Source organism: Microbacterium sp. CCNWLW41, from assembly GCF_037083505.1.
In genome coordinates this window covers 313,894-336,794 of the sequence record NZ_JBAOJP010000002.1, presented here as the reverse complement: position 1 = coordinate 336,794, position 22,901 = coordinate 313,894, and the positions used below count along the sequence as shown (strand labels likewise).

The following is a 22,901-nucleotide window of genomic DNA, read 5'->3' as shown; positions in this document are numbered from 1 at the left end:
GTGGTCGGTGGGATCCGATGACCCCGATCCGCACACGTCGACCCGATCCGCACACGCATCCGCCGAGGACCTGTGCAGAACGGGACCGGATGTGCGGATCGGGCCGGGCGCCCCCGGCGATCACCGGTTCCAGGGATCGCTCCGCCTCGCCGCCTAGAATCACAGGGCCAGGACTCACCGCGTCCTCCCCCGGACGCCCGACGGACACCCCATGACCTCCACACCCTCCCCGACGCCCCCGCGCGCCATGCCGGCGTCACGGGTGCGCCGGGCGACCCGTGCCGTGGTGACCGCGGTGGCCCTGATCGTCGGAGCGGCCGTCGCCGTGACCGCGCCCGATGCGGCGTTCGCGACGCCGACGCCCACCCCGACGCCCGAGCCCGCCGGCCTGGGCATCACGCTCGTCCCCGAGGCGCACGGCACGTACGGGCCCGGGGCGCCGTTGGGCGCGACGATCGCGATCGACAACGCCGACGACACGGCGCTCGGCGCCGGACGCGTCCGGCTGGAGATCGGGCGCACCGCGCTCGGCGATCGGTCCGCCGTGCAGTCCTGGCTGTCCGGTGAGGACGCCGCGGCGGCGCTCTCGCCGCTCGGCGAGGGCGCCACCACCCCGGTGGACGCCGAGGAGACGAGCACGGTCACGGTCGTCGTCCCGGCCGCCGACGTCGGCGCCCTGGCACCCGGCGTGTACCCCATCCGCGCCACGTTCTCCGCACCCGCCGCTGCGGCGGACGCCCCCTCTCCCGCTCCGGTGTCGGCCGTCAGCGTCCTCGTCGTCCCGCGCGGCCCCGCCCCCTCGGTCGCGGTCGCCGTGCCGGTCACCGCCTCGGCCCGGGGCGCGCTGCTGGACGCGGAGGAGCTGACCGCCCTCACGGCTCCGGACGGCGCGCTGTCCACGCTCCTGGACGGTGTCGCCGGCACCTCGGCGATCCTCGCGGTGGATCCCGCGATCCCGGCCTCGATCCGCGCCCTCGGCTCGACCGCGCCGGCCACAGCGACGGCGTGGCTGACGCGCCTGGAGACGCTGCCCAACGAGCGCTTCCCGCTGCGGTTCGGGGATGCGGACACCGCGGCGCAGGCCTCCGCCGGACTGGAGACCCCGCTCGGCGTCGACACGCTCGAGCCCCTCCTCCGCCCCCAGGACTTCGCGCCCACCGGTCCCGGGGCGGACGCCACCGCCACCCCGTCGTCCACCCCGTCGCCGACACCCACGCCGGCCCCCTCCCCGACCGCCGCGACGCCGGAGCTGCCCGACCTCGCGGAGCTCGTCGACGTGGGCGCGACCCGCGACGACCTGCTCTGGCCCCGCGGCGAGGTCTCCGCCGCGGACGTGGCGACGCTGTCGCGGTACCGGACCTCCGCGGCGGCGACCGATGACCCGACCGTCAGCATCCTTCCGTCCACCTCGTTCGGTCGGGGGGAGGCGCAGGCCCCCGTCCCCGCCCGGGGCGAGGTGGACGGCGCCCCCGTCCTGGTGTCGGACGCCGCCGTCGCGGACGCCCTGAGCCGTGCCGCGGGCGAGGCGGATGCGCTCCGCCGCGACGCGCCACTGACCGAGGCCGTGGCGCTGCTCTGGTTCGCGGACTCGGCCTCGCCGGTGCTCGCGGGCCTGGACCGGGCCGACCGGCGTTCTGCCGAGGGCCTGCGCGACGCGGTGACGACCCTGTCCGGCGGACGCCCGGCGTCGCTGGGAGAGCTGCTCGCGAGTCCCGCCACGGCGCTGACCGTCGTCTCCGCCCCGGCCGCCGACCGCGCCGGCGCGGTGAGCACCCTGCTGCAGGACGAGGAGCGCGTCGCGGCGTTCGCCACCGTGCTGGAGGATCCTCGCCAGCTCACGGTGCGGCAGCGGATCTCGGTGCTGCGCCTGCTCGCCGTCGGCAGGAACCGCGGCGAGGCCGACTTCGCCGACGCCCTGGCCGCCCAGCGCGACGACACCCGGGAGACCCTCGACGCGGTCGGGCTGCAGCCGTCCAACCCCATCCTCATCAGCGCCGCCGTCGACGTCCCCGTGTGGCTGCGCAACGATCTGCCGTACCCCGTGTCGGTCCGCTTGGAGGCCGAGCCCAGCGACGCCCGCCTCGACGTGCAGCGCTTCACGGACGTGACCGGCCAGCCCGACGGGACGACCCGGCTCACCATCCCCGTCGAGGCGCGGGTGGCGAGCGGCGAGGTCGACCTCCGGATGACGCTGACGAGCCCGACCGGGGTTCCGATCGGCGACGCCCAGGTGGCCCGGCTCACCGTGCGCGCCGAGTGGGAGAACATCGGTCTCGTGATCCTCGGCGCCGTCGCCGTGCTGCTCATCGGCGGCGGGATCGTCCGCACCGTGCTGCGGCGACGCAAGGCCGCCGTCGCATCCTCGGAGGACGCGGCCGAGGGCGGTACCGGATCGGATGGTCCGGACGGCGTCCCGCAGGCCGACGCCGCGGAGAACGAGAAGGACGACACGGAGAACAATGAGTAGTCTCGGCCGCGCGAGCGCCGTCCTGGCCGCGGGCACGATCGTGTCGCGCGTCACGGGGCTGCTGCGCACCATCGTCCTCGTCGGCGTCATCGGCGCGAACGCCTCCGAGGCGGCCGACGCGTTCGGCGTGGCGAACCAGCTCCCGAACGACGTCTTCTCCCTGATCTCCGTCGGCGTGCTCACCGCAGTGATCGTCCCGCAGATCGTGCAGGCGACCACCCACGCCGACCGCGGCAACGCCTTCATCTCGAAGCTGTTCACCCTGGGCACCGTGGTGCTCGTGGCTGCGACGGGGATCGCGATGCTCGTCGCGCCCGCCCTTGTGTGGCTCACGATGGGAGAGAAGACCGCCGAGCAGCAGGCGCTCGCGATCGCCTTCTCCTACTGGTGCATCCCGCAGATCTTCTTCTACGGGCTGTATGCGCTCGTCGGGGAGACCCTGAACGCACGGCGGATCTTCGGGCCGTTCACGTGGGCTCCCGTCGCCAACAACGTCGTTTCCATCGCCGGCTTCCTCGCCATAGCCGCGATGTTCGGCGGTCCGCTGGAGCAGGTCGACGACTGGTCGCCGGACCGCATCGCCTGGCTGGGGGCGACCGCGACCCTCGGGATCGCCGTGCAGGCGCTCATCCTCTTCGTCTTCTGGCCGCGCACCCGCCTCGCGCTGCGGCCCGACTTCCGCTGGCGCGGCGTGGGGCTCGGCAACATCGGACGCCTGGCAGGCTGGACGATCCTCATGGCGCTCGCCAGCCTCACCGCCGGCATCATCCAGCACCGGATCGCGATGGACGCGTCCGGGGCCGGCCCGGCGGTTCAGGTCATGCTCAACGCCTGGCTGATCTTCATGCTCCCGTACTCCGTGATCGTGCACTCCATCGGGACGCCCTACTTCACCCAGCTCAGCGAGCACGCCGCCGCCGGCCGTGACGAGGAGGTCCGCTCCGACATCTCCCGGAGCATCCGGACGCTGGGCCTCTTCCTCGTCGGCGCCATGGCGGCCGTCTTCGCCGCCTCCGTCCCGGCCTCTCGGATCTTCGTCGCCTTCGACACGGACGCGGTCGAGGCAGCGCTGGTGCTCGTCGCCTACCTCGTCGGGCTCATCCCGCTGGCCGTTCTGTTCATCGTCCAGCGCACGTTCTACGCCTATGGGGACACGCGTACGCCGTTCTTCTTCACCATCTTCCAGTGCGTGCTCATCGTCGGCACGGCGCTCATCGCACAGCTGCTCCTGCAGCTCGACGTGATCCCGCTCGAGGCCCTTGCGGCCACGATCGCCCTGGGGCAGTCGATCTCGGGGACCGTCCAGACGATCATCGCGACCTGGCTGCTGCACCGCCGACTCGGCGGGATCCACACCGCGCAGTGGTGCTTCGCCCTCCTGCGCTTCGCCGTGGCCGCCGTGCCGGCGGCCGCCGCCGGCTGGGGCGTCTTCCTCCTTCTCGGGGGCACGGCCGGCTGGACCATGGGCAGCCAGCTTCTCGGCGCGATCGGCGCGGGGATCGTGGGCGTCGTCGTCCTCGCGGTGTACGTCGTCGTCCTCGCCGTGATGCGCGCCCCGGAGCTGGCCGCCGCCCGCGGTCTCGTCTCGCGGTTCCTCCCCGGTCGCTGATCGGCGATGTCCGATCGCGCCTACCCCGACACCATCGCGGCTCCGGTGACCCGCGAGCTGGTGGAGAGGAAGTCGCGGTTCCTCGCCCACGTCGCCCCGGTCGGCTCCGTGCCGGAGGCGGAGGAGGTGATCGCCGGCGTCCGCCGCCGCCACTGGGACGCTCGTCATCACTGCGTCGCGATGGTGATCGGCGTGCTCGGCGACCAGGCCCGCTCGACGGACGACGGCGAGCCCTCGGGCACGGCCGGGGTGCCGATGATGGAGGTGCTCCGCCGCCGCGGCCTGACCGACGTGGTGGCGATCGTCACCCGGTACTTCGGCGGGGTCAAGCTGGGAGCGGGCGGACTCGTGCGCGCCTACTCGTCCGCGGTCTCCGCTGCGCTCGACGAGGCCCGCCTGGTCCATCGCCGGCTCCTCCGCCAGGCGGTGATCGAGGTCCCGCACGCCGACGCGGGGCGGATCGACAACCTGCTCCGCGACTGGGCGGGCGCGCACGGCGCCGCCCTCGCCGACCCCGCCTACGCGGCCGCGGCCCGGTTCGAGCTGTGGGTGCCGCCCGAGCATCTGGAGCTGCTCGCCGCCGACCTCGCCGCCGCCTCGGCGGGCGCCCTGACCCCCGTGCTCGGCGAGGACCGGGTGGTCGACGTCCCCACGCGCTGAGCCCCGCCGGCCCCTCTGCTCGGGTACGCGCCCCGGCGTCCACAGCGGTCTGGAATGCCGCGCGGCTACCATGTGTTCAGGCTCAGTGAACACGAGGAGAAGCAATGCGCCAGGTCATCATCATCGGCTCCGGCCCCGCCGGGTTCACGGCCGCCATCTACGCCGCGAGGGCGGATCTGAAGCCCCTGCTGATCGCCAGCACCGTCGAGGTCGGCGGCGAGCTGATGAAGACCACCGAGGTCGAGAACTTCCCCGGCTTCCCCGAGGGGATCCAGGGTCCGGACCTGATGGCCAAGCTGCAGGAGCAGGCGGAGAAGTTCGGCACCGAGGTCGTCTACGACGACGTCGTGGAGCTGGAGCTGGACGGCCCGGTGAAGAAGGTCGTGCTCGGCAGCGGCACGACGCACGAGGCCCGCACCGTCATCTACGCGACCGGCTCCGCCTACCGCAAGCTCGGCGTCGAGGGCGAAGAGCGCCTGTCCGGGCACGGTGTGTCCTGGTGCGCCACCTGCGACGGCTTCTTCTTCCGCCAGAAGACCATCGCCGTGGTCGGCGGCGGCGACTCGGCGATGGAGGAGGCGACGTTCCTCACCCGCTTCGCCGACAAGGTCTACGTGATCCACCGCAAGGACACCCTGCGCGCCTCGAAGATCATGCAGGAGCGCGCGTTCGCGAACGAGAAGATCGAGTTCGTCTGGAACAGCGAGGTCGAGCAGATCCTCGGCGAGACAGAGACCACCGGGGTACGGCTGCGCAACACGGTCGACGGCACCACGAGCGAGCTGGAGCTGGACGGCCTGTTCATCGCGATCGGCAACGACCCGCGCACGCACCTCGTGCACGGCAAGCTCGAGCTCACCCCCGAGGGGACGATCTGGGTGGACGGACGCTCCTCGCGCACCTCCGTTCCCGGTGTCTTCGCGGCCGGCGACGTGATCGACCCCACCTATCGCCAGGCGGCCACCGCTGCCGGCTCGGGGACGGTCTCCGCGCTGGACGCCGAGCACTTCCTCGCCGACCTGGACGACGCCTCAGTCGAGGTGCCCGCCGCCGAGGCCGCGGAGATCATCGTCGCCTGACCCCGGGGAACAACTTCCCCCCGACGGCTGTTGGGATGCTTCGACAGGACTCAGCAACCGAGCGAACCTCGAACAAGGAGAAACCATGAGTGCCAAGGCAACCAGCCAGGCGACCTGGGAGCAGGACGTGCTTCAGGCCGAAGGCCCCGTCCTCGTCGACTTCTGGGCCGCGTGGTGCGGGCCGTGCCGCATGGTCGCGCCCGTCCTCGACGAGATCCAGGCCGAGAACCCCGAGAAGATCACCATCCTCAAGCTCAACGTGGACGAGAACCCGGAGCTGGCGATGAAGTACCAGATCACCTCGATCCCGGCGATGAAGGTCTTCCACGGCGGCGAGGTCAAGACGACCATCATCGGCGCGAAGCCGAAGTTCGCGCTGGAGAAGGACCTGGCCGACTTCCTGGCCTGACCCGCGTCGGCCTCCGGGCCGCCACGTCCGAAAGGACCCCGTCTCCGCGGAGACGGGGTCCTTCGGCGTTCGGCGGGGGTCAGGGCCCGGCCAGCTCCGCGTGGTCGTTCGCGCGGACGAACCCGCAGGCACGCGTCGTCCCCGCCAGGCACCCCTTCGCGAGCATCAGCGCGCTGTAGTAGTCGATGTAGCGGAACCCGTAGGTCTCGCCCCGCGCGAAGGCCTGGCCCTGGATCGCCGCGCGCCACGCCTCGTAGGCCGCGTCCGGGATGTCGACGTACAGGTTCGGGACGAACCCCTCGGCGTCCTCCCAGTTGTCGGCGTGCAGGATCTGCGACACCCCGTGCCGGCCGTAGGGGCTCCCCACCGGGAGCGAGGCCAGGAACCGGGCGCGCTCGGCGAGGATCGCCGCGCGCTCGTGGTCGCGGTGGATCGAGTGCTTCCAGTGCGTGATGACGATCTCCGGCTTCTCCTGACGGATGATGTCGGCGATCTGCTCGGCGGCGCTGTCGTCGTCGGGGAGGAACCCGTCCGAGTAGTCCAGAACCCGGAACTCCGCGCCGATGCCGGCCGCGAACGCCTCGCCCTCGGCGACCTTCTGCGTCCGATACTCCTCCGGGGCGACGGTCGGGTGCCCGCGCTCTCCGTACGTGCACGCCAGGATGATCGCCCGATCCCCCTCCTGGACCATCTTGGCGAGGGTGGGTCCCGCCGTCAGGTCCATGTCGCCGATGTGCCCGCCGATCGCCAGCACCGTCCTGCCCATGTTCTGCTCCGTTTCTCCGTGGTCGGGGGTCGTCATTTCAGGCCGCTGAGCATGATGCCGCGGACGTAGTACTTCTGCAGGAAGAGGAACACCACCAGCACCGGGAGGGTGCTGATCACGATGCCCGCCATCACGATGGGCATCGTCCGGTTCGGGTCGATGAAGCTCTGCAGCATCTGGATGCCGACCGGGAGCGTCATCAGGTCGGGGTTGCTCGACGCGATCAGCGAGGACCAGATGTACTCGTTCCACTGGCCGACGAACGTGATGAGGCCGAGCGTGATCGCGACCGGCTTCGTCTGCGGCAGGATGATGCTCGCGAACAGCCGCCACTCCCCCGCGCCGTCGATCCGGGCCGCCTCCAGCATCTCGTTGGGCACGCTCAGCATGAACTGGCGCATGAGGAAGATGCCGAAGCCGCTGACGAGGAACGGCAGCATCAGGGAGACGATGTTGTTCGTCATGCCGCCCTCGCCGCCCTGCCCGAGGATGTTGTTCCCGCCGACGAGCGGCCAGTTCAGCATGATGAGGAAGTCCGGGATCAGCAGCAGGAACGGCGGCAGCATCATCGTCGCCAGCACGAACCGGAAGATGACGTCCCGCCCGCGGAAGCGCAGCTTGGCGAGGGCGTAGCCGGCCATCGCCGAGGTGATGAGCACGGAGACGGTGACCACCAGCGTCACCACGACGCTGTTGAGGAAGAGCTTGCCGAGCTGGAGCTGCTCCACCGCGCTGGCGTAGTTGTCCCACGTCCAGACCTCCGGGAGGAAGCGGTAGGGGAAGATCCCGTACTCGCCCGGCCCCTTGAGCGAGCTGAACACCGTGTCCAGGAACGGGATGACCATGAGCACGCCGCCGATGGCGACGACGAGGTACGAGATCCAGGGGAACGGGTGCCGCCTGCTGCGCGATCGGCTCATTCGTCGTCTCCTCCGCCGCGACGGCTGATCCAGAGCTGGAGCAGCGTGATGATGAAGATGATGAGGAACAGCACCATCGCCATGGCGCTGGCCGTCCCCCAGGCGCCGAACTTGAACGCCTGCTGGTACATCTCGAACGCGGCGACGTTGGTGGCGTTGGCCGGTCCGCCGTCCTTGGTCATCACGATGATGAGCGCGAAGGACTGGAGCCCCGCGATGCACTGCGTGATGAACACGAACACCAGCGAGGGCCGCAGCAGCGGCAGGGTGATGCTCCAGAACGTCCGCCAGCTGCCCGCGCCGTCGAGCTCGGCGGCCTCGTACATGTTGCGGTCGATCGCCTTGATGCCGGCGGTGAGGATCAGCACGGCCGATCCGATCGAGGCCCACGCCTGCACGACCGCCACGGCAGGAAGGGCGATCGACGGATCCGACAGGAAGCCGATCGAGTTGACGCCGAGCGCGTTGAGCACCGCGTTGATGAGCCCCGCCGGCTGGTACAGCATCTTCCAGACGTTGCCGATGGCGACGACGGTCGCCACGACCGGGAGGAAGTAGAGGAACCGCCAGAAGCCCTGGAGCTTGAGCCGTTCGATCAGCTGGGCCACGACGAGGGAGCCGCCCACGGCCAGGATCACGGCGAGGAACGCGAACACGAACGTGTTGACGAGGATCGGCATCACGAACGTGCCGTCGAGGTTCAGGATGTCGGCGTAGTTCTGGAGCCCGATGAACTCGATCGTCGTGAGGTCGAACCCGCCCCAGTTCGACACCGACAGGAAGATCGCGAAGAACGTCGGCAGGATCAGGAAGACGGTGAAGAACAGCAGGGAGGGCGCCAGGAACAGGTACCCGGCGCGCGCCTCCCGCCGGAACCGCCGAGTGCGGCGGGAGGGTGCGCCGCCGGGCCCGGCGAGCTCGCGCTCCGCCGCCGCCGGCGTCGGCACCATCAGGGTGGTGTTGGCCATCGGGTCTCTCCGTGGGTCGTGCCGGTGGCGGGGGCCGCTGCCCCCGCCACCGAGGGGTCACTTGACCTGCGCGTCGATCTCCGCGACGAGCTTCGAGAAGGTCTTCGCCGCATCGGCGCCGTTCACGAGGATCTCGTTGAGGGCCACGTTGGTCGACGTCTTCGCCTCGTACGCGTTCGGCGCGTTGGACTCGGCCATCGCGTAGTCGGCCGCGTCGTACACGGCCTTCAGGTTCGGGTCCTTCGCGAGGAACTCCGGACCGAGGGTGGCCGCGTCGTCCTTGCGCGGCGGGATCAGCCCCTGGTCGGCGAGGAACGTCCCGAGCCCGGTGACGCCGGCGTCGGTCTGGTGCGAGTTCAGCCAGGAAAGGAACTCCCATGCCTCCTTCTGGTGCTTGCTGCCGGAGTTCACGCCGGTGAAGAAGCTGTAGGCGAGGGAGCCGGTGTCGCCGGCCTTCGGCCCGGGCACGGGAGCGACCCCGACGTTGGCGTAGTCGTCGCCCATGGAGTTCTTGAGGCTTCCGATCCACCATCCCGCCTGGATCGCCATGGCCACGCCGCCGGTCGGGAAGGCCTTCGTCGGCATGATCGACGTGTCCGTGGCGCCCGATGCGGCCAGCTCCGCCTCGAGGGCCATCGTCTGCTCGGCGGAGTCGTCCATGGCCGAGGAGCCGTCGGCCGCGAGGAACTCCCCTCCGGCCGCGTCCAGCAGCGAGAGGAAGGGATGCACGGTGTGGTTGTCCCCGTCCTGGATCACCGAGAGCCCCTGGACCGTCACGTTGCCGGACCCGTCCTTCTTGGTGGTGGCCTCGGCCGCCGCCTTCAGCTCGTCCCAGGACGCCGGAGGCGCGTCGTAGCCGGCCTCCTGCAAGAGCTTCTTGTTGTAGAAGAGCGCGTAGGTGTTGAACTCCGTCGGGTAGCCGAGGATCTCGCCGTCGCCGGTCGTGACGGAGTCCAGGGCGGCCTGGCTGTAGTTCGTCTCGATGTCCTTCGCCACGTCCGCCGGGGGCTCCGCGAGCACGTTGTTCTTCGCCAGCTGGCCTCCCCACAGCGAGTAGGAGCTGAAGACGTCCGCGCCGCGGCCGCCGGTCTGGCGGACGTTGAGCGTCGTGAGCAGCTCGTCGAAGTTCACCGCCTGCGAGACGACCTGGATCTTCGGGTTCTCCTCGTTCCACTGGTCGATGAGCGCTCCGATGCCGCTCTTGAACGGCTCGCTGCCGTAGTGGCTCAGGAACGTGAGCTTCACGACGCCGTCGGCGGAGTCTCCCCCGCCCGCGCCGGTGCATCCGGCGAGCGCCACGGCCGCCGCACCGACGATCGCGACGGTCTTCGTCGTTCGTCCGAGCCGGCGAAAGGCCTTCGTCTTCATGGGTATTCCTCTCAGGGGTGCAGTGCGGGGGACTCAGGCGTCCAGGGTCGTGTGCATGATCGTGAACGTCCGCGTCACGGAGAATCCGGTCTTGAGGTAGAGGCGACCGGCCGGGGATTCCTCGTCGGTCCAGAGGAACCACGCGCTGTGTGCGCCGAGCGCGCGCATGCGCTCCAGCGTCAGGTGCAGGAGGATCTCGCCGAGACCGTTGCCCCGGCTCTCCGGGAGCACCCCGAACGGCCCGAAACGCTCGAGGACGTTCTCGTAGGTGCCGTGCATGGCCCAGCCGAGCATCGTGCCCTCGGGATCGCGGCACACCATGATCCGTTCGAGGGCCTGTCCGCCGAGGACGCCCTCGCGGATGCCGCGCGACCAATCGGCGTTGAACCGGGAGCCGGCGATGTCGATGAGGTCGACGAGGTCGTCGCCCTCGGGCGAGAAGAACCGCCACCCCTCGCCGCGCAGGCGCTCGATCCGCTCCCGCACGCCCTCCGGCATCGCGTAGTCGTTGAGCGTCCGGTCCATGGCGACGGCGCGGTACTGGGTCTCGAAGCCCATCGTGCGGAGGAAGGCGGCCGCCTCGGGGTACCGCTCCTCGTCGAGTCCCGGGAGGAAGTAGTTCGGCGTGTACGACGAGAAGAAGACGCGAGAGACGCCCTGCTCGCGCAGCCACTGCAGCGCCCGGGTCATCAACGCCCGGGCGATGCCCGCGCGCCGTGCCTCCGGGACGACGAAGAAGAACGGGATCCACCCCGAGTCGGGCTCCAGGTCGGCGCCCTCCGCCGCGATGAGGCGGCGCACGGCGTACACGGCGCCAATGAGGCGCCCGTTCTTCTCGGCGACGAGGAGCCCGTGCGGATCGAAGTTCCGATCCAACAGCACGAGGTCGCGGAACCGGTCATAGGTCACCCCGTCTCCGGGGGCCGAGCGGGTCCACGCATCGGCGAGCGCGGGGCCGTCCCCGGCTCGGAAGGTACGAAGGATTGCGTCCATGAAATCTCCTGCATCGAGCGACGTCGTCACGATGGTCACGAAACTACATTCCGATATGTGGGAGTGTCAAGAATTTTTCTTTCAGGCGCGGATCACGTAAATGAATTACCAAACGGGGCCCGTTCCTGCTAGAAAGGGGGCGGATCGACGGCAGCGCTCCGCCGTCCCCGAGCACCGAGAGGATGGCGATGATGCCGCGGACCAGGACCGGCGCCGAGATCGTCGCCGCTCAGCCCGAGCGGCTGAGCGGCGCGCGCATCGGGCTGCTCACGAACTTCACCGGCACGATGCCCGACCTCTCCCGCAGCGTCGACGCCCTCGCACGCGCGGGCGTCCCCCTCGTGCACCTCTTCGGCCCCGAGCATGGGCTCAGCGGCGCCGTCCAGGCCGGGGAGAGCACGGACGATGACCACGATCCCGGGACCGGCCTCCCCCTCAGCGATACCTACCTCGCCGACGACGACCGACTCGATGAGATCGTCGCGTCCTCCGGCGTCGACGCGCTGGTGTTCGACATGCAGGACATCGGCGTGCGCTTCTACACCTATGTCTGGACCATGTATGACGCGATGCGCACGGCCGCGCGCCTCGGGATCCGCTTCACCGTCCTCGATCGCCCCAATCCGCTCGGCGGCGCGGTGGTCAGCGGGCCGGGGATCACCGATCCGGCCTATGCCAGCTTCGTCGGGCGCGTCGACGTCCCGCAGCGGCACGGGCTCACCGCCGGTGAGCTCGCCCGGCTGTTCCTCGCGCGGGATCTCGCCGCAGAGGGCCTGGAGCTCGACCTCGACGTCGTGTCGATGGAGGGCTGGGATCCCGCCCGCGACTTCGCCGCCACCGGGCTGCCCTGGGTCCCGCCGTCACCCAACATGCCGACGCTCGACACGGCGTTCGCGTTCGCCGGCACGGGACTGTTCGAGGGGACGACCCTGAGCGAGGGACGGGGAACCACCCTTCCCTTCCAGCTCCTCGGGGCGCCCTTCCTCGATGAGCGTTTCGCGGCCGCCGCCCGCGGGCGCGACCTTCCCGGCGTCCTCGTGCGCGACGCCTGGTTCCAGCCGACCTTCCACAAATACGCCGGGGAGACGGTCCGCGGCGTCCAGCTCCACCTCGTCGACCGGTACGCGTTCGATCCCGTGGCCACGGCCGTCGCGCTCCTCGAGATCGCCCACGAGACCGCTCCGGAACAGACATCCAGCCTCGGCGCCGGGGAGAGGATCGACCCCGGGGACTCCGGATTCGCCCTCGACCGCCTCTGGGGGTCGCCGGAACTGCGTCGGGCCCTGGACGGCTCGGCCTCGTTCGACGCGCTCGATCTGCGCACCCGTCCGACCGTGGACCACTACGCCGAGGACGTGCTGATCTACGAGCGCTGAGGGGTCAGGAGGCGTTTCCGCGCACGGCGGCGTCCCACCGACGGTGGGAGGTGCGGTGCCCGAGGAACCGCCACACGACCGGGGTGAGCGGCGGGAAGTCCAGCGCGATCCGCCGGAGCACGCGGAAGTTCTCCTCCGGGTCCGGGCGCCGTTGCGACCCCAGGTCCTCTGCCCGCAGAAGCAGCACGACGAGCTCGTCCACCGTCGGCAGCTCCTCCATGAACTCCCACGGGTCCTCTCCCCCGTGCAGGCGCTCCTGGACGAGCACGGCGCGTTCGTCCGCCGCCTCGGCGCGGAGCACCTCGAGGCTCGCGCGTCGGGTCGGGGAGTCGGTCACCCGTCCAGCCTACGCGCCGGATCCGACACCGGACCCGTTCGGCGGACGGGCGTCCTCCGCGCGCCGGACGCCTCGCTCGCGGAGTCCGGACACGCGGAGGACGGTCAGTGGATGGGCGCGACCACGTCCTCGCCCATGTCCTCGAGGGATCGGCCCTTCGTCTCGCGGACGAACCTCGTCACGAAGAGCAGGGAGAGCAGCGCGAACGCCGCGTACAGGCCGTAGGCCAGCCCGAGGGAGAAGTCCTTCAGCCCGGGGAAGGAGACCGTGATGAGCCAATTGGAGACCCACTGTCCCGCCGCAGCCAACGACAGGGCGGCCGCGCGCATCCTGTTCGGGAACATCTCCCCCAGCAGGACCCAGACCACCGGACCCCAGGACATGCCGAACGCGATCACGAACAGGTTCGCCGCGACGAGCGCGATCGGCCCCGCCGCACCCTCCAGCACCGGCGCGCCGTCGCGGACCGGTGCCGTCCCGAACACGACCGCCATGGTCGTCAGCGTGATCGTCATGCCGATGGATCCGATGATCAGCAGGGGCTTGCGGCCGATCCGGTCCACGGTGGCGATCGCGATCAGGGTCGTCAGGATGTTGATGGTGGCGCTGATCACGGTGAAGATGAATGCGTCACCCTCGGCGAACCCGACCGCCTCCCAGAGGATGTTCGAGTAGTAGAAGATGACGTTGATCCCGACGAACTGCTGGAACATCGACAGCAGCAGCCCCACCCAGACGATGCCGGCGACGCGTCCTGTGGGGCTCTTCAGGTCGCTCCACGAGGGCGCTACCGCCCGTTCCATCGTGTTCTGGATCCGGATGATGGTCGTCTCGATCTTCTCGGGGCCGAAGAGGGACGTGAGCACGGTGCGCGCCTCATCGACCCGGTGCTGGGAGACGAGGTAGCGCGGGGACTCCGGGATCGTGAGGGCGAGAACCCCGTAGACGACGGCGGGAACGGCCATCATCAGGAACATCCACTGCCATGCCCCCAGCCCGAACCAGAACGGCTCCGCCGACCCTCCCGCCGCGGACGCGATGAGGAAGTCGACGAGCAGAGAAATGAAGATGCCGGTCACGATGGCGAGCTGCTGGAGCGAGGCGAGACGCCCGCGCATCCGGGCGGGCGCGATCTCGGCGATGTAGGCCGGGGCGATGACCGAGGCCATGCCGACCCCCAGGCCGCCGACGATGCGTCCGACGACCAGCACCCACAGCTCCGGAGCGAAGCCGGTCACGAGTGCCGAGGCGAGGAACAGCACGGCAGCGATCTTCATCACGGCCAGCCGTCCGACCCGGTCCGCGACCCGACCTGCCGCCAGAGCGCCGACGGCAGCGCCCAGGAGGGCGGAGGCGACGGCGAACCCCAGGGAGACGGGATCGGCGTGGAACGTGGACTCCACGGCGGCGACCGCGCCGTTGATCACCGCGCTGTCGTATCCGAAGAGGAATCCGCCGAGCGCCGCCACGACGGCGATCCTGACCACGCCCGCCGCACGACCAGATCCCTCCCCCTCGATCGACTCCGGCAACCCGATACTGTCATCGCGCGCGTGCATCATCCGCTCCTCCTCGTCGACTTCGTCATCGCCGCCCCCCGGCGAGGTGTGAGTCGATTCGACACCCGAGAGCGTCACGGGCGCAAGAGCGTCCCGGCGCGGCGCATCGATGCGCGGGTCGATTCTGCTCGGCTCTCCCGCGCGGACCGTTTCACGTGAAACATCCCGGCCCCGCTCCTTGAGCAACACTTCGACTCGCTGTGATCCCCACCGGTCGTTGAGCGACACTTCGACTCGCTGCGCTCGCTCAGTGCAGGTCTCCCGGAGACGAAACGCCCCAGCCTCGGGTTGCCGCGTTTCGTCTCGTCGCTGCGCTCCTCGCTCAACGACCGGAACAGGTGTCGGTCGTTGAGCGACACTTCGACTCACTTCGCTCGCTCAGTGCAGGTCTCCCGGAGACGAAACCCGGCAACCACCTGACAACCGCGACGTTTCACGTGAAACGTGCGGAGACAGCCACGCCCTCCCCTCCCTCGGTCGTTGAGCGAGCGCCGCGAGACGCCCCCAGCCCCAGGTCGCCGCGTGTCGTCTCGTCGCTGCGCTCCTCGCTCAACGACCGGAAGAAGAGTCGGTCGTTGAGCGAGCGCAGCGAGACGAAACGCCCTAGCCCCGGGTCACCGCGTTTCGACTCGTCGCTACGCTCCTCGCTCAACGACCGGAGGGTGACCGGGAAGGGGGCGCCCGGGAGCTGAGCGGAGCGATGGCCTCGTCCGACGCGCCGGCATCGGGCCTGGCGGGAGCCGACCGAAGGACGGCGGGGGACCGCGAAACGGACGAGGCCATCGCGCAGCGGCCGCACCCACACCGGAGACCGGGTCAGCGCGTTTCGACCCGTCCCTGCGCTCCTCGATCAACGACCGAGAACCGCCACCACCGACCGAGCTGTTTCACGTGAAACGTCGCCGGGACGACCAAGGGTGGCCCTCGTCACGAGAGCCACCCCTTGCCTTTCGAATCCCTCAGCGAGAGCCGAAGTTCTCCTCCCCCAGCTCACCGAGGATGCGGTTCAGGTCTTGGATGGAGGCGAACTCGATCTTCACCTGTCCCTTCCGCGCGCCCAGCGCGATCTGCACACGGGTGTTGAGGCGGTCCCCCAGCTTGCCGGCGACTTCATCGAGGTAGGCACGGCGGGCACCGGGCTGCGGCTTGGACCCCGCGGTAGACGCGCCTGCGGTGGCGATGTTCTTCGCCGCTTCCTCGGTCGCGCGGACGGAGAGATCCTCATTCACCACCTTGTCCGCGAGCCGCTGCATGGCGTCCGCGTCGTCCAAGGAGAGGATCGCACGAGCGTGGCCCGCGCTGAGCACCCCGGCCGCGACGCGCTGCTGCACCGGGACCGGCAGCTTCAACAGACGGATGGTGTTGCTGATCTGCGGCCGAGAGCGCCCGATCCGCGTGGCCAGCTCCTCCTGCGTGATCCCGAAGTCCTCCAGAAGCTGCTGGTAGGCCGACGCCTCCTCGAGCGGGTTGAGCTCGGACCGGTGCAGGTTCTCCAGCAACGCGTCCCGCAGGAGGTCCTCATCCGCCGTCTCGCGCAGGATCGCGGGGATGCTCTCCAGACCGGCTTCGCGAGCCGCACGGGTGCGGCGCTCCCCCATGATCAGCTCGTACGCGCCCTCGGCGTTCTTCCGCACCACGACCGGCTGCAGCACACCGAACTCTCGCACGCTGTGGACGAGCTCGGCCAGGTCCTCTTCCTTGAAGTGGGTTCGTGGCTGGCGCGGATTCGGGACGATCTCGTGCGGGTCGACGCGGATCAGCCGCGCACCCGGGACGGCCAGAAGGTCCTCCCCCGAATCCGCCTCCGCCGATGTCGCGGCGGGTTCCGCGGTCGATCCTGCCTTGTCGTCCTTGATCTTCGCGCCGGGGAAGAACACATCGACGGGACGCTCGGTCTGCTCCGTCGTGGGGATCAATGCACCGATGCCCCGCCCCAGTCCTGTGCGCTTGGCCATCAGTTCCCCTTCTTCGTCGTGTTCGCCCGTTCGGCGATCTCCACCGCAGCCTCCTGGTAGGCGATCGCGCCCACCGACTGCCCATCGTAGGTAATCACGGTCTGCCCGAAGCTCGGCGCTTCAGAGACACGAACGGACCGTGGGATCACCGTCTCCAGCACCTCGTCGGGGAAATGCTCCCGGACCTCTTCCGCGACCTGTTGCGCGAGCCGCGTACGCCCGTCGAACATGGTGAGCAGGATCGTCGACAACCGGAGCACTGGATTCAAGTGCTTCTGGATCATCCGGATGCTGCCGAGAAGCTGACTGAGCCCCTCCAGCGCGTAGTACTCGCACTGGATCGGGATCATGACCTCCGTCGCCGCCGTGAACGCGTTGATCGTGAGGAGTCCGAGGGACGGCGGGCAATCGATGATGACGATGTCCGTCGGGTTCTCGGCGAGGTAGTCGTGGAGGGCGGTGCGCAGTCGATGCTCTCGAGCCACCTGGGAGACGAGCTCGATCTCCGCACCGGCCAGATGGATGGTGCTGGGCGCGCAGCGCAGCCGCGGCGATTCGGGGCTGTCCTGCACGACCGTCGAGAGCGGGGCATCGTTGATGAGGACGTCGTAGATGCTCGGGAGATCAGCGGTGTGCGGCACACCGACTGCCGTCGAGGCATTCCCTTGAGGATCGAGGTCGATCAGCAGCACGGATGCACCCAGCGCGGCCATCGCCGATGCGACATTGACCGCAGTCGTCGTCTTCCCGACGCCACCCTTCTGGTTCGACACCGTGAAGATCCGGGTCGGTCCTTCGAAGGACACGGTCACTCCCTCGAGCGCCTTGCGTCGCACCGTCAGATCCGCGAGTTCCCGGGCGAGCGGGGTATCCGACCCGAATCCCGCCGTCGTGCTCTTCTGGGACTGTTTCACGTGAAACATCCACTCCTTCTGGCTGGGGATCGATCGGCGCGATGCGCCTCTCCACTCTAATCGGCGATCCTGACACAGAAGAACGAGGACCGGGACTGTGGAGACGTTTCACGTGAAACACTCCGTTCGGCTTGGGGCCCGATCGGCTGCGGTGACCCCCAGGGGGCACGCCTGCGAAGTGCGGAGCTCGACTAACCCATGTTTCACGTGAAACGGGCATCGTTCAGGTATCCGTCGCGACGACCTCGACCTTGAAGCCCGCACCGTTCTCCAGCCACCCCGCATAGTGGCTCGGCCCGCCCGCGTGGGGATACCGATCGTGATACAGGGGTGTCCACCCATGGGCACGGGCACGACCCATCACTCTGTCGACCTCGTCCCGAGAACCGCCATCGAAAGCGAGGTGATTCACTCCGGCGCGGCGGCGGTCATGCGCAAGATCTTCGAGGGTCGGCGGCCGGGTGATCGACAGGTAACACCCTTGGACCGCCCAGGTCTCCCCCTCAGGCCACGCCGCCGAACGCTCGAAACCGAGGGCTCCGAGCAGCCACCGCCAGGGTGGGAGATCCGTGGCGAGGTCCCCCACCCAGATCTCCACGTGATGCAGACCGGTCATACGCGGGATCCCGTTCTTGCACTCAGACGTTGCGGGGGCCGTGACCGGCTCAGGCCCGGACGCGCGCGCGGACCACGCGGGTCGTCTCCGCGAGGACGCCCTCGCCCAGGACCTCCACGCGCAGGTCGCTCACACGGAATCGGTTCAGCTGCTTCTGCGCCGCATCGATCTCGTTCTGCACCTTGAGCCCCTTCAACAGCGCGAGCTCGCCGCCGTCCTTGACCAACGGGGCGGTGAGAGGGATCAGTGTGCGCATCGCGCTGACGGCCCGGGCCGTCACCATGTCGAAGGAACCGGAGCGCTTCACCTCCTCCGCCCTGCCGCGGAGGACCTCCACATTGCCGAGCTCGAGGGCGGAGACCTGCTCCGACAGCCAGGTGACCCGCCGTTCCATGGGCTCGATGAGCGTCCACTGCACGTCCGGGCGGGCGATCGCCAACACGACACCGGGCAGACCTGCGCCGGAGCCGACGTCCGCGACCGATCCGTGGAAGAGCGGCGCGGCGATCGCGCTGTTCAGGATGTGCCGCGTCCACAGGCGAGGGAGCTCCAACGGCCCGATCAGTCCGCGCTCTTCCCCCTCGCGCGCCAGAGCCTCGGCGAACGACCGAGCCTTGGCCATCCCGCCCCCGAAGAGCGAGGCGGCCACATCGGGTTCCGGTTCGAGGAAGGTGTCGGTGCTCATGTCAGGGCTTCACCTGTCCCAGGCTCTTCTTGCAGACGTAAGGCATGCAGACGTCCACGTACGAACAAGAGTGTTTCACGTGAAACGTCACACGCGCCGGATCACAGTGTGCCGCGAGGCACCCTCACCGTAGGACTCCGAGACGAGGCCGCGCTCGCTCACGATGTCATGGACCAGCTTGCGCTCGTAGCTGGACATCGACGGCAGGGACGCCTGCGTGGCGCCCTCGTCGAGCTTCGCCACCGCGGCGTCGACGAGACGCTCGAGCTGGCGGCGCCGCGCGTCGCGGGATCCGCCGACATCGAGGATGAGCCGGGAGAACGAGCCGGTCTTGCTCTGCACCGCCAGTCGCGTCAGCTCCTGCAGCGCCTGCACAGTGTCCGGGTCGGACAGCACGCGCAGCGAGTCGCCGTCCGCGTCCACCGAGACGTACGCCCGTCCCTGCTTCACATCGAGCGTGAGATCGCCGTCGATGTCGGCGATGTCGAGAAGGCCCTCGATGAAGTCGGCCGCGACGTCACCCTCGTGCTCCAGATCCTCGACCTCCGGGGCGTCGTCGCCCACAGTGGGATCCTCCACGGTCATGTCCTGCTCGGTCATGACGACTCCCCCTTCTTCTTCGCACGCTTCTTGCCCATCGGCTGCTGGCGCTTGGGGGCTTCCGCCTTGGCGCGCTCCGCCTCCTCGAGCATGCGCTTCTGCTCGGCCTCGTAGACCGACATCGGAACGACCTTCCCGGACGCGTCGATCGCCTTCCCCTTGCGGGCGAGGCGCTCCTCACGGGCCTTCGCCGCGTCCGACCCAGGGGTCGGCATCTCGCGCAGGACGAGGAACTGCTGGCCCATCGTCCACAGGTTGCTGACGAACCAGTAGATGACGACGCCGAGCGGGAAGAACAGACCGGAGAAGATGAAGCCCAGCGGCAGTACGTAGAGCATGATCTTCTGCATCTGATACGCCTGGCCGGTCTTGGCCTCGGGCGACAGGTTCTTCGAGATGATCTGCAGCTGCGTGAAGAACTGCGAGCCGATCATGAGGATCACGAGGATCACGAGGATGATGACCGTGAGCTCCCAGCCCGCGGGCTTGGTGTTCACCGCATCGATGAGGCTCGTGTGCAGCGGGGCGACGCCGAACAGCGTCGCGTCGTAGAACTGCTTGGTGAGCTCGGCGCCGAGGAGGCCGACGCCGCCCAGACCCGCCTCGGCGTGCTTCTTGACATCGCTCAGCGTGTAGAACATACCCAGCAGGAAGGGCATCTGCACGAGGAGCGGCAGACAGCTCGAGACGGGGGTCGTCCCGTGCTTCTTATACAGCGCCATCGTCTCGCGACTCATCGCCTCGCGACTGAGCTGATCCCGCTTGCCCTTGTACTTCTCCTGAACTTTCCGCAGTTCAGGAGCGATTTCCATCATCTTTCGCTGGCTCTTGATCTGCCGCACGAACAGCGGGAAGACGGCCGCGCGGATCACGATCACGAGACCGACGATCGACAGCACCCAGGTGAGACCGGACGCGGCGGGAAGCCCCACCGCGGTCAGCAGCCAGTGCCACCCCACCAGGATCGCCTCGACGAGGAACTTGAACGGCCACATGATGATGCCGATCAGGTCGAAGCCTCCGCCGGAGCTCGGAGCCGGCGTGCTGGAGGCAAGCAGGATGTCTAGGCCCACCGTTCAGTCCTTTCGGGAGGGGACGACGAACCCTCGAGGGGTGAGAGCGTGTCGGAAGTTCGGGTGCGGCCGCACGTCATCCACACCGCCGCGAGTCCAGGGGTTGCACCGCAGGATGCGCCATGCCGCGAGCACCGCGCCTTTCGCGGCGCCATGCTGTTGCACCGCACATACAGCGTAGGCGGAACAGGAGGGATAGTACGCACACACGTCCCCGTACAGCGGCGAGATCACGGCCCGGTAGGCGGTGAGGAAGCCCAGGACCAGATTCCGCGGCACGAGCGGGATCGCGCGCAGCGCGTCCGGAGCGTGCAGATGCGCCGTGCCGCGTGCCGAGGCGGGGAGGGCGCTCATGCCGTGCTCCGCGCGAGCGCTCGACTGACGTCGGTGAGCAGGTCGGCGAACGGCGCGTCCGCGGAACCGGGAAGGGCCCGGATCACCACGTCCGTTCCGGCGGGGACCCGGTCGAGGTTGCGCGCACAGACGTCCTTGAGTCGACGCCGCACCGTGTTGCGCACGACGGCGCCGCCCACCTGCTTGCTCACGATGAAGCCGAAGCGGGGAGCCCGGTCCTCACCGGTGAACAGCACGGACGTCACCACTCGCGCACCGCCGTAACGCCTCCCGCGCCGGACCACCGTTCGGTAGTCGCTCCCGCGCGTGAGTCGATACGGGCGGGCGAGCACGACTTACGCCGAGAGCTCGGTGCGGCCCTTCGCGCGGCGGGCCGAGAGGATGGCGCGGCCGGCGCGGGTGCGCATGCGGGCGCGGAAGCCGTGCTTCTTGGCGCGACGACGGTTGTTGGGCTGGAAAGTGCGCTTGCTCATGAGTTACTCCGGGAGGGATGTCACCGGGATCGCTGCGGCCGGAGACGGATCGGATGCATGCCGAGATGGCATAAGTCAACCGATTAAGGCTACGACGTCGTCCCCCACATCGCAAACCGGCGAGGCGCAGAGCACCATTATCCACAACCTGTGGGAATCGTGGGGAAGGGACACGCAGCCGCGGAGTTCCGCGCGCAGGTTGCCCTCGGGGGCCGCTCTGACTAGCGTGGCACGAGCAGTTATCCACAGGCGGCTCCCCCCGATGCCCGCCGTTCCGAGCATCCGGAGCACCATGTCGTCAGACGCGCAGCCCGAGGTCCCCATCTGGAGCATCCTCCTCGACGCCCTCGCCCATGACGATCGCGTCACCCCGCAGCTCCACGGATTCCTCAGTCTCGCCGTCCCGGCCGGGGTCATGCAGTCCACGCTGTACCTCGACGTGCCGAACGATCTCACCGCCGCGCAGATCAACAAGCGTCTGCGCCTGCCGATCATGGAGGCGCTCGCGACGGCCGGCGACGAGGTCACCTCGTTCCGCGTCGTCGTGAATCACGAGCTCGCGGAGCAGCCGACGATGCCGATCCCGGTCGCCGACTTCGCCGGCAGCCGCCAGGAGCAGCAGCGGGCGGAGTCCCCGATCGAGCAGCCGACGCCCATCCGCCACGACTCACGACTCAACCCGAAGTACACGTTCGACAACTTCGTCATCGGCCAGTCCAACCGCTTCGCGCACGCCGCGGCGGTGGCCGTCGCCGAGGCACCGGCCAAGGCGTACAATCCGCTGTTCATCTACGGCGACTCCGGCCTCGGCAAGACCCACCTCCTCCACGCGATCGGCGAGTACGCCCAGTCCCTCTACGCCGGGGTGAAGGTGCGGTACGTCTCGAGCGAGGAGTTCACGAACGACTTCATCAACTCGATCGCCAACAACCGGGGAGCCGCCTTCCAGGCCCGCTACCGCGACGTCGACATCCTCCTCATCGACGACATCCAGTTCCTCCAGGGCCGGGCGGAGACGCAGGAGGCCTTCTTCCACACCTTCAACCAGCTCCACGACCACAACAAGCAGGTCGTGATCACCAGCGACGTCGCCCCGAAGCTCCTCACCGGGTTCGAGGATCGGATGCGGAGCCGCTTCGAATGGGGTCTCATCACCGACGTCCAGGCGCCGGACCTGGAGACCCGCATCGCCATCCTGCGCAAGAAGGCGCAGAGCGAGGCCCTGCACATCCCGGACGAGGTCCTGGAGTACATCGCCACGAAGGTGTCGTCGAACATCCGCGAGCTCGAAGGCGCCCTCATCCGCGTCTCGGCCTACGCCAGCCTCAACCGGTCGACCCTCGACATGTCCCTCGCCCAGACGGTGCTCCGCGACATCGTGGATCAGGCCGAGGACAACTTCATCTCGCAGACCGACATCATCACGGCCACCGCCGCGTACTTCAAGCTCACCGTCGACGACCTCTACGGCTCCAGCCGCTCGCAGCAGATCGCGACGGCCCGTCAGATCGCGATGTACCTCTGCCGCACGCACACCGAGCTGTCCCTGCCGAAGATCGGGCAGCTGTTCGGCAACCGCGACCACACCACGGTGATGTACGCGTACAAGAAGATCAGCGACCTCATGAAGGAGCGCCGCTCGATCTACAACCAGGTGACGGAGATCACCGCGCAGCTCGGCCGCCGCTGAGCGCCCCCCGGCCGCGCCTCGCGCGGCCCG

At 69.1% G+C, this 22,901-nt stretch carries 23 protein-coding genes; 7 read left to right on the top strand and 16 right to left on the bottom strand.

Annotated elements, in window-relative coordinates:
* The first annotated feature begins 211 nt into the window (after nt 1-211).
* From V6R91_RS09370 to trxA, 5 genes are all read left to right on the top strand, one after another.
* Nucleotides 212-2,467, top strand: a complete 2,256-nt coding sequence (locus V6R91_RS09370) for a DUF6049 family protein (protein ID WP_336395252.1) — start codon at nt 212-214, stop codon at nt 2,465-2,467.
* The gene (murJ, locus tag V6R91_RS09365; RefSeq protein ID WP_336395251.1) at nt 2,460-4,076 is read left to right on the top strand and encodes a murein biosynthesis integral membrane protein MurJ; all 1,617 of its coding nucleotides are present in this window, start codon (nt 2,460-2,462) and stop codon (nt 4,074-4,076) included. The genes V6R91_RS09370 and murJ overlap by 8 nt, the downstream gene beginning before the upstream one ends.
* Before the next feature lie 6 nt (nt 4,077-4,082).
* Nucleotides 4,083-4,736 (top strand): IMPACT family protein, encoded by a 654-nt coding sequence (locus V6R91_RS09360; protein ID WP_336395250.1) that lies wholly within the window; start codon nt 4,083-4,085, stop codon nt 4,734-4,736.
* Nucleotides 4,737-4,840: 104 nt separating this feature from the next.
* Nucleotides 4,841-5,815, top strand: coding sequence for a thioredoxin-disulfide reductase (gene trxB / locus V6R91_RS09355; protein ID WP_271062679.1), 975 nt, complete (start codon nt 4,841-4,843; stop codon nt 5,813-5,815).
* Nucleotides 5,816-5,900: 85 nt separating this feature from the next.
* Entirely contained in the window at nt 5,901-6,224 is a 324-nt protein-coding gene (gene trxA / locus V6R91_RS09350; RefSeq protein WP_067246191.1) for a thioredoxin, read from the top strand.
* Between the two features lie 79 nt (nt 6,225-6,303).
* On the opposite strand, the gene V6R91_RS09345 is transcribed toward trxA, so the two are convergent.
* From V6R91_RS09345 to V6R91_RS09325, 5 genes are read right to left on the bottom strand one after another with little or no spacing between them, the layout of a single operon-like run.
* Complete coding sequence (locus V6R91_RS09345; RefSeq protein WP_271062680.1) at nt 6,304-7,026, bottom strand: PIG-L deacetylase family protein; 723 nt, start codon at nt 7,024-7,026, stop codon at nt 6,304-6,306.
* Nucleotides 7,023-7,910, bottom strand: a complete 888-nt coding sequence (locus tag V6R91_RS09340; RefSeq protein ID WP_067246197.1) for a carbohydrate ABC transporter permease — start codon at nt 7,908-7,910, stop codon at nt 7,023-7,025. Before V6R91_RS09340 ends, V6R91_RS09345 begins: the two co-directional genes overlap by 4 nt.
* Complete coding sequence (locus tag V6R91_RS09335) at nt 7,907-8,878, bottom strand: carbohydrate ABC transporter permease (protein ID WP_271062681.1); 972 nt, start codon at nt 8,876-8,878, stop codon at nt 7,907-7,909. Before V6R91_RS09335 ends, V6R91_RS09340 begins: the two co-directional genes overlap by 4 nt.
* A gap of 57 nt (nt 8,879-8,935) precedes the next feature.
* Complete coding sequence (locus tag V6R91_RS09330) at nt 8,936-10,246, bottom strand: extracellular solute-binding protein (RefSeq protein ID WP_271060386.1); 1,311 nt, start codon at nt 10,244-10,246, stop codon at nt 8,936-8,938.
* 33 nt (nt 10,247-10,279) lie between these two features.
* Nucleotides 10,280-11,239: a GNAT family N-acetyltransferase gene (locus V6R91_RS09325; RefSeq protein ID WP_271060385.1), complete on the bottom strand. Its 960-nt coding sequence runs from the start codon at nt 11,237-11,239 to the stop codon at nt 10,280-10,282.
* 188 nt (nt 11,240-11,427) lie between these two features.
* Between V6R91_RS09325 and V6R91_RS09320 the strand changes: the two genes are divergently transcribed.
* On the top strand, nt 11,428-12,615 hold the full coding sequence (locus tag V6R91_RS09320) for an exo-beta-N-acetylmuramidase NamZ family protein (protein WP_336395249.1): 1,188 nt from the start codon (nt 11,428-11,430) through the stop codon (nt 12,613-12,615).
* Nucleotides 12,616-12,619: 4 nt separating this feature from the next.
* On the opposite strand, the gene V6R91_RS09315 is transcribed toward V6R91_RS09320, so the two are convergent.
* The 11 genes from V6R91_RS09315 to rpmH form a co-directional block, all read right to left on the bottom strand.
* Complete coding sequence (locus tag V6R91_RS09315; RefSeq protein WP_067246205.1) at nt 12,620-12,952, bottom strand: tryptophan synthase subunit alpha; 333 nt, start codon at nt 12,950-12,952, stop codon at nt 12,620-12,622.
* 104 nt (nt 12,953-13,056) lie between these two features.
* Nucleotides 13,057-14,514 carry a sugar porter family MFS transporter gene (locus V6R91_RS09310; protein ID WP_336395248.1) on the bottom strand — a complete coding sequence of 486 codons (1,458 nt, stop codon included), beginning with the start codon at nt 14,512-14,514 and terminating at the stop codon, nt 13,057-13,059.
* Between the two features lie 956 nt (nt 14,515-15,470).
* On the bottom strand, nt 15,471-16,466 hold the full coding sequence (locus V6R91_RS09305; protein WP_336395247.1) for a ParB/RepB/Spo0J family partition protein: 996 nt from the start codon (nt 16,464-16,466) through the stop codon (nt 15,471-15,473).
* Nucleotides 16,466-17,389 carry a ParA family protein gene (locus V6R91_RS09300; RefSeq protein ID WP_336395246.1) on the bottom strand — a complete coding sequence of 308 codons (924 nt, stop codon included), beginning with the start codon at nt 17,387-17,389 and terminating at the stop codon, nt 16,466-16,468. The genes V6R91_RS09305 and V6R91_RS09300 overlap by 1 nt, the downstream gene beginning before the upstream one ends.
* A 214-nt stretch (nt 17,390-17,603) precedes the next feature.
* On the bottom strand, nt 17,604-17,996 hold the full coding sequence (locus V6R91_RS09295; RefSeq protein ID WP_336395245.1) for a VOC family protein: 393 nt from the start codon (nt 17,994-17,996) through the stop codon (nt 17,604-17,606).
* Nucleotides 17,997-18,045: 49 nt separating this feature from the next.
* Nucleotides 18,046-18,681 carry a 16S rRNA (guanine(527)-N(7))-methyltransferase RsmG gene (gene rsmG / locus V6R91_RS09290; protein ID WP_336395244.1) on the bottom strand — a complete coding sequence of 212 codons (636 nt, stop codon included), beginning with the start codon at nt 18,679-18,681 and terminating at the stop codon, nt 18,046-18,048.
* 87 nt (nt 18,682-18,768) lie between these two features.
* Nucleotides 18,769-19,281, bottom strand: a complete 513-nt coding sequence (locus V6R91_RS09285) for a Jag family protein (protein ID WP_271061630.1) — start codon at nt 19,279-19,281, stop codon at nt 18,769-18,771.
* Entirely contained in the window at nt 19,278-20,354 is a 1,077-nt protein-coding gene (gene yidC, locus V6R91_RS09280) for a membrane protein insertase YidC (protein ID WP_336395243.1), read from the bottom strand. The genes V6R91_RS09285 and yidC overlap by 4 nt, the downstream gene beginning before the upstream one ends.
* 3 nt (nt 20,355-20,357) lie before the next feature.
* Nucleotides 20,358-20,708 carry a membrane protein insertion efficiency factor YidD gene (yidD, locus tag V6R91_RS09275; RefSeq protein WP_067246229.1) on the bottom strand — a complete coding sequence of 117 codons (351 nt, stop codon included), beginning with the start codon at nt 20,706-20,708 and terminating at the stop codon, nt 20,358-20,360.
* On the bottom strand, nt 20,705-21,040 hold the full coding sequence (gene rnpA / locus V6R91_RS09270; RefSeq protein ID WP_336395242.1) for a ribonuclease P protein component: 336 nt from the start codon (nt 21,038-21,040) through the stop codon (nt 20,705-20,707). Before rnpA ends, yidD begins: the two co-directional genes overlap by 4 nt.
* A 3-nt stretch (nt 21,041-21,043) precedes the next feature.
* Complete coding sequence (gene rpmH / locus V6R91_RS09265; protein WP_022879826.1) at nt 21,044-21,181, bottom strand: 50S ribosomal protein L34; 138 nt, start codon at nt 21,179-21,181, stop codon at nt 21,044-21,046.
* Here rpmH and dnaA point away from each other — a divergent pair.
* Nucleotides 21,180-22,871, top strand: a complete 1,692-nt coding sequence (gene dnaA, locus V6R91_RS09260) for a chromosomal replication initiator protein DnaA (protein ID WP_378822028.1) — start codon at nt 21,180-21,182, stop codon at nt 22,869-22,871. The genes rpmH and dnaA overlap by 2 nt on opposite strands.
* Nucleotides 22,872-22,901: the final 30 nt, after the last annotated feature.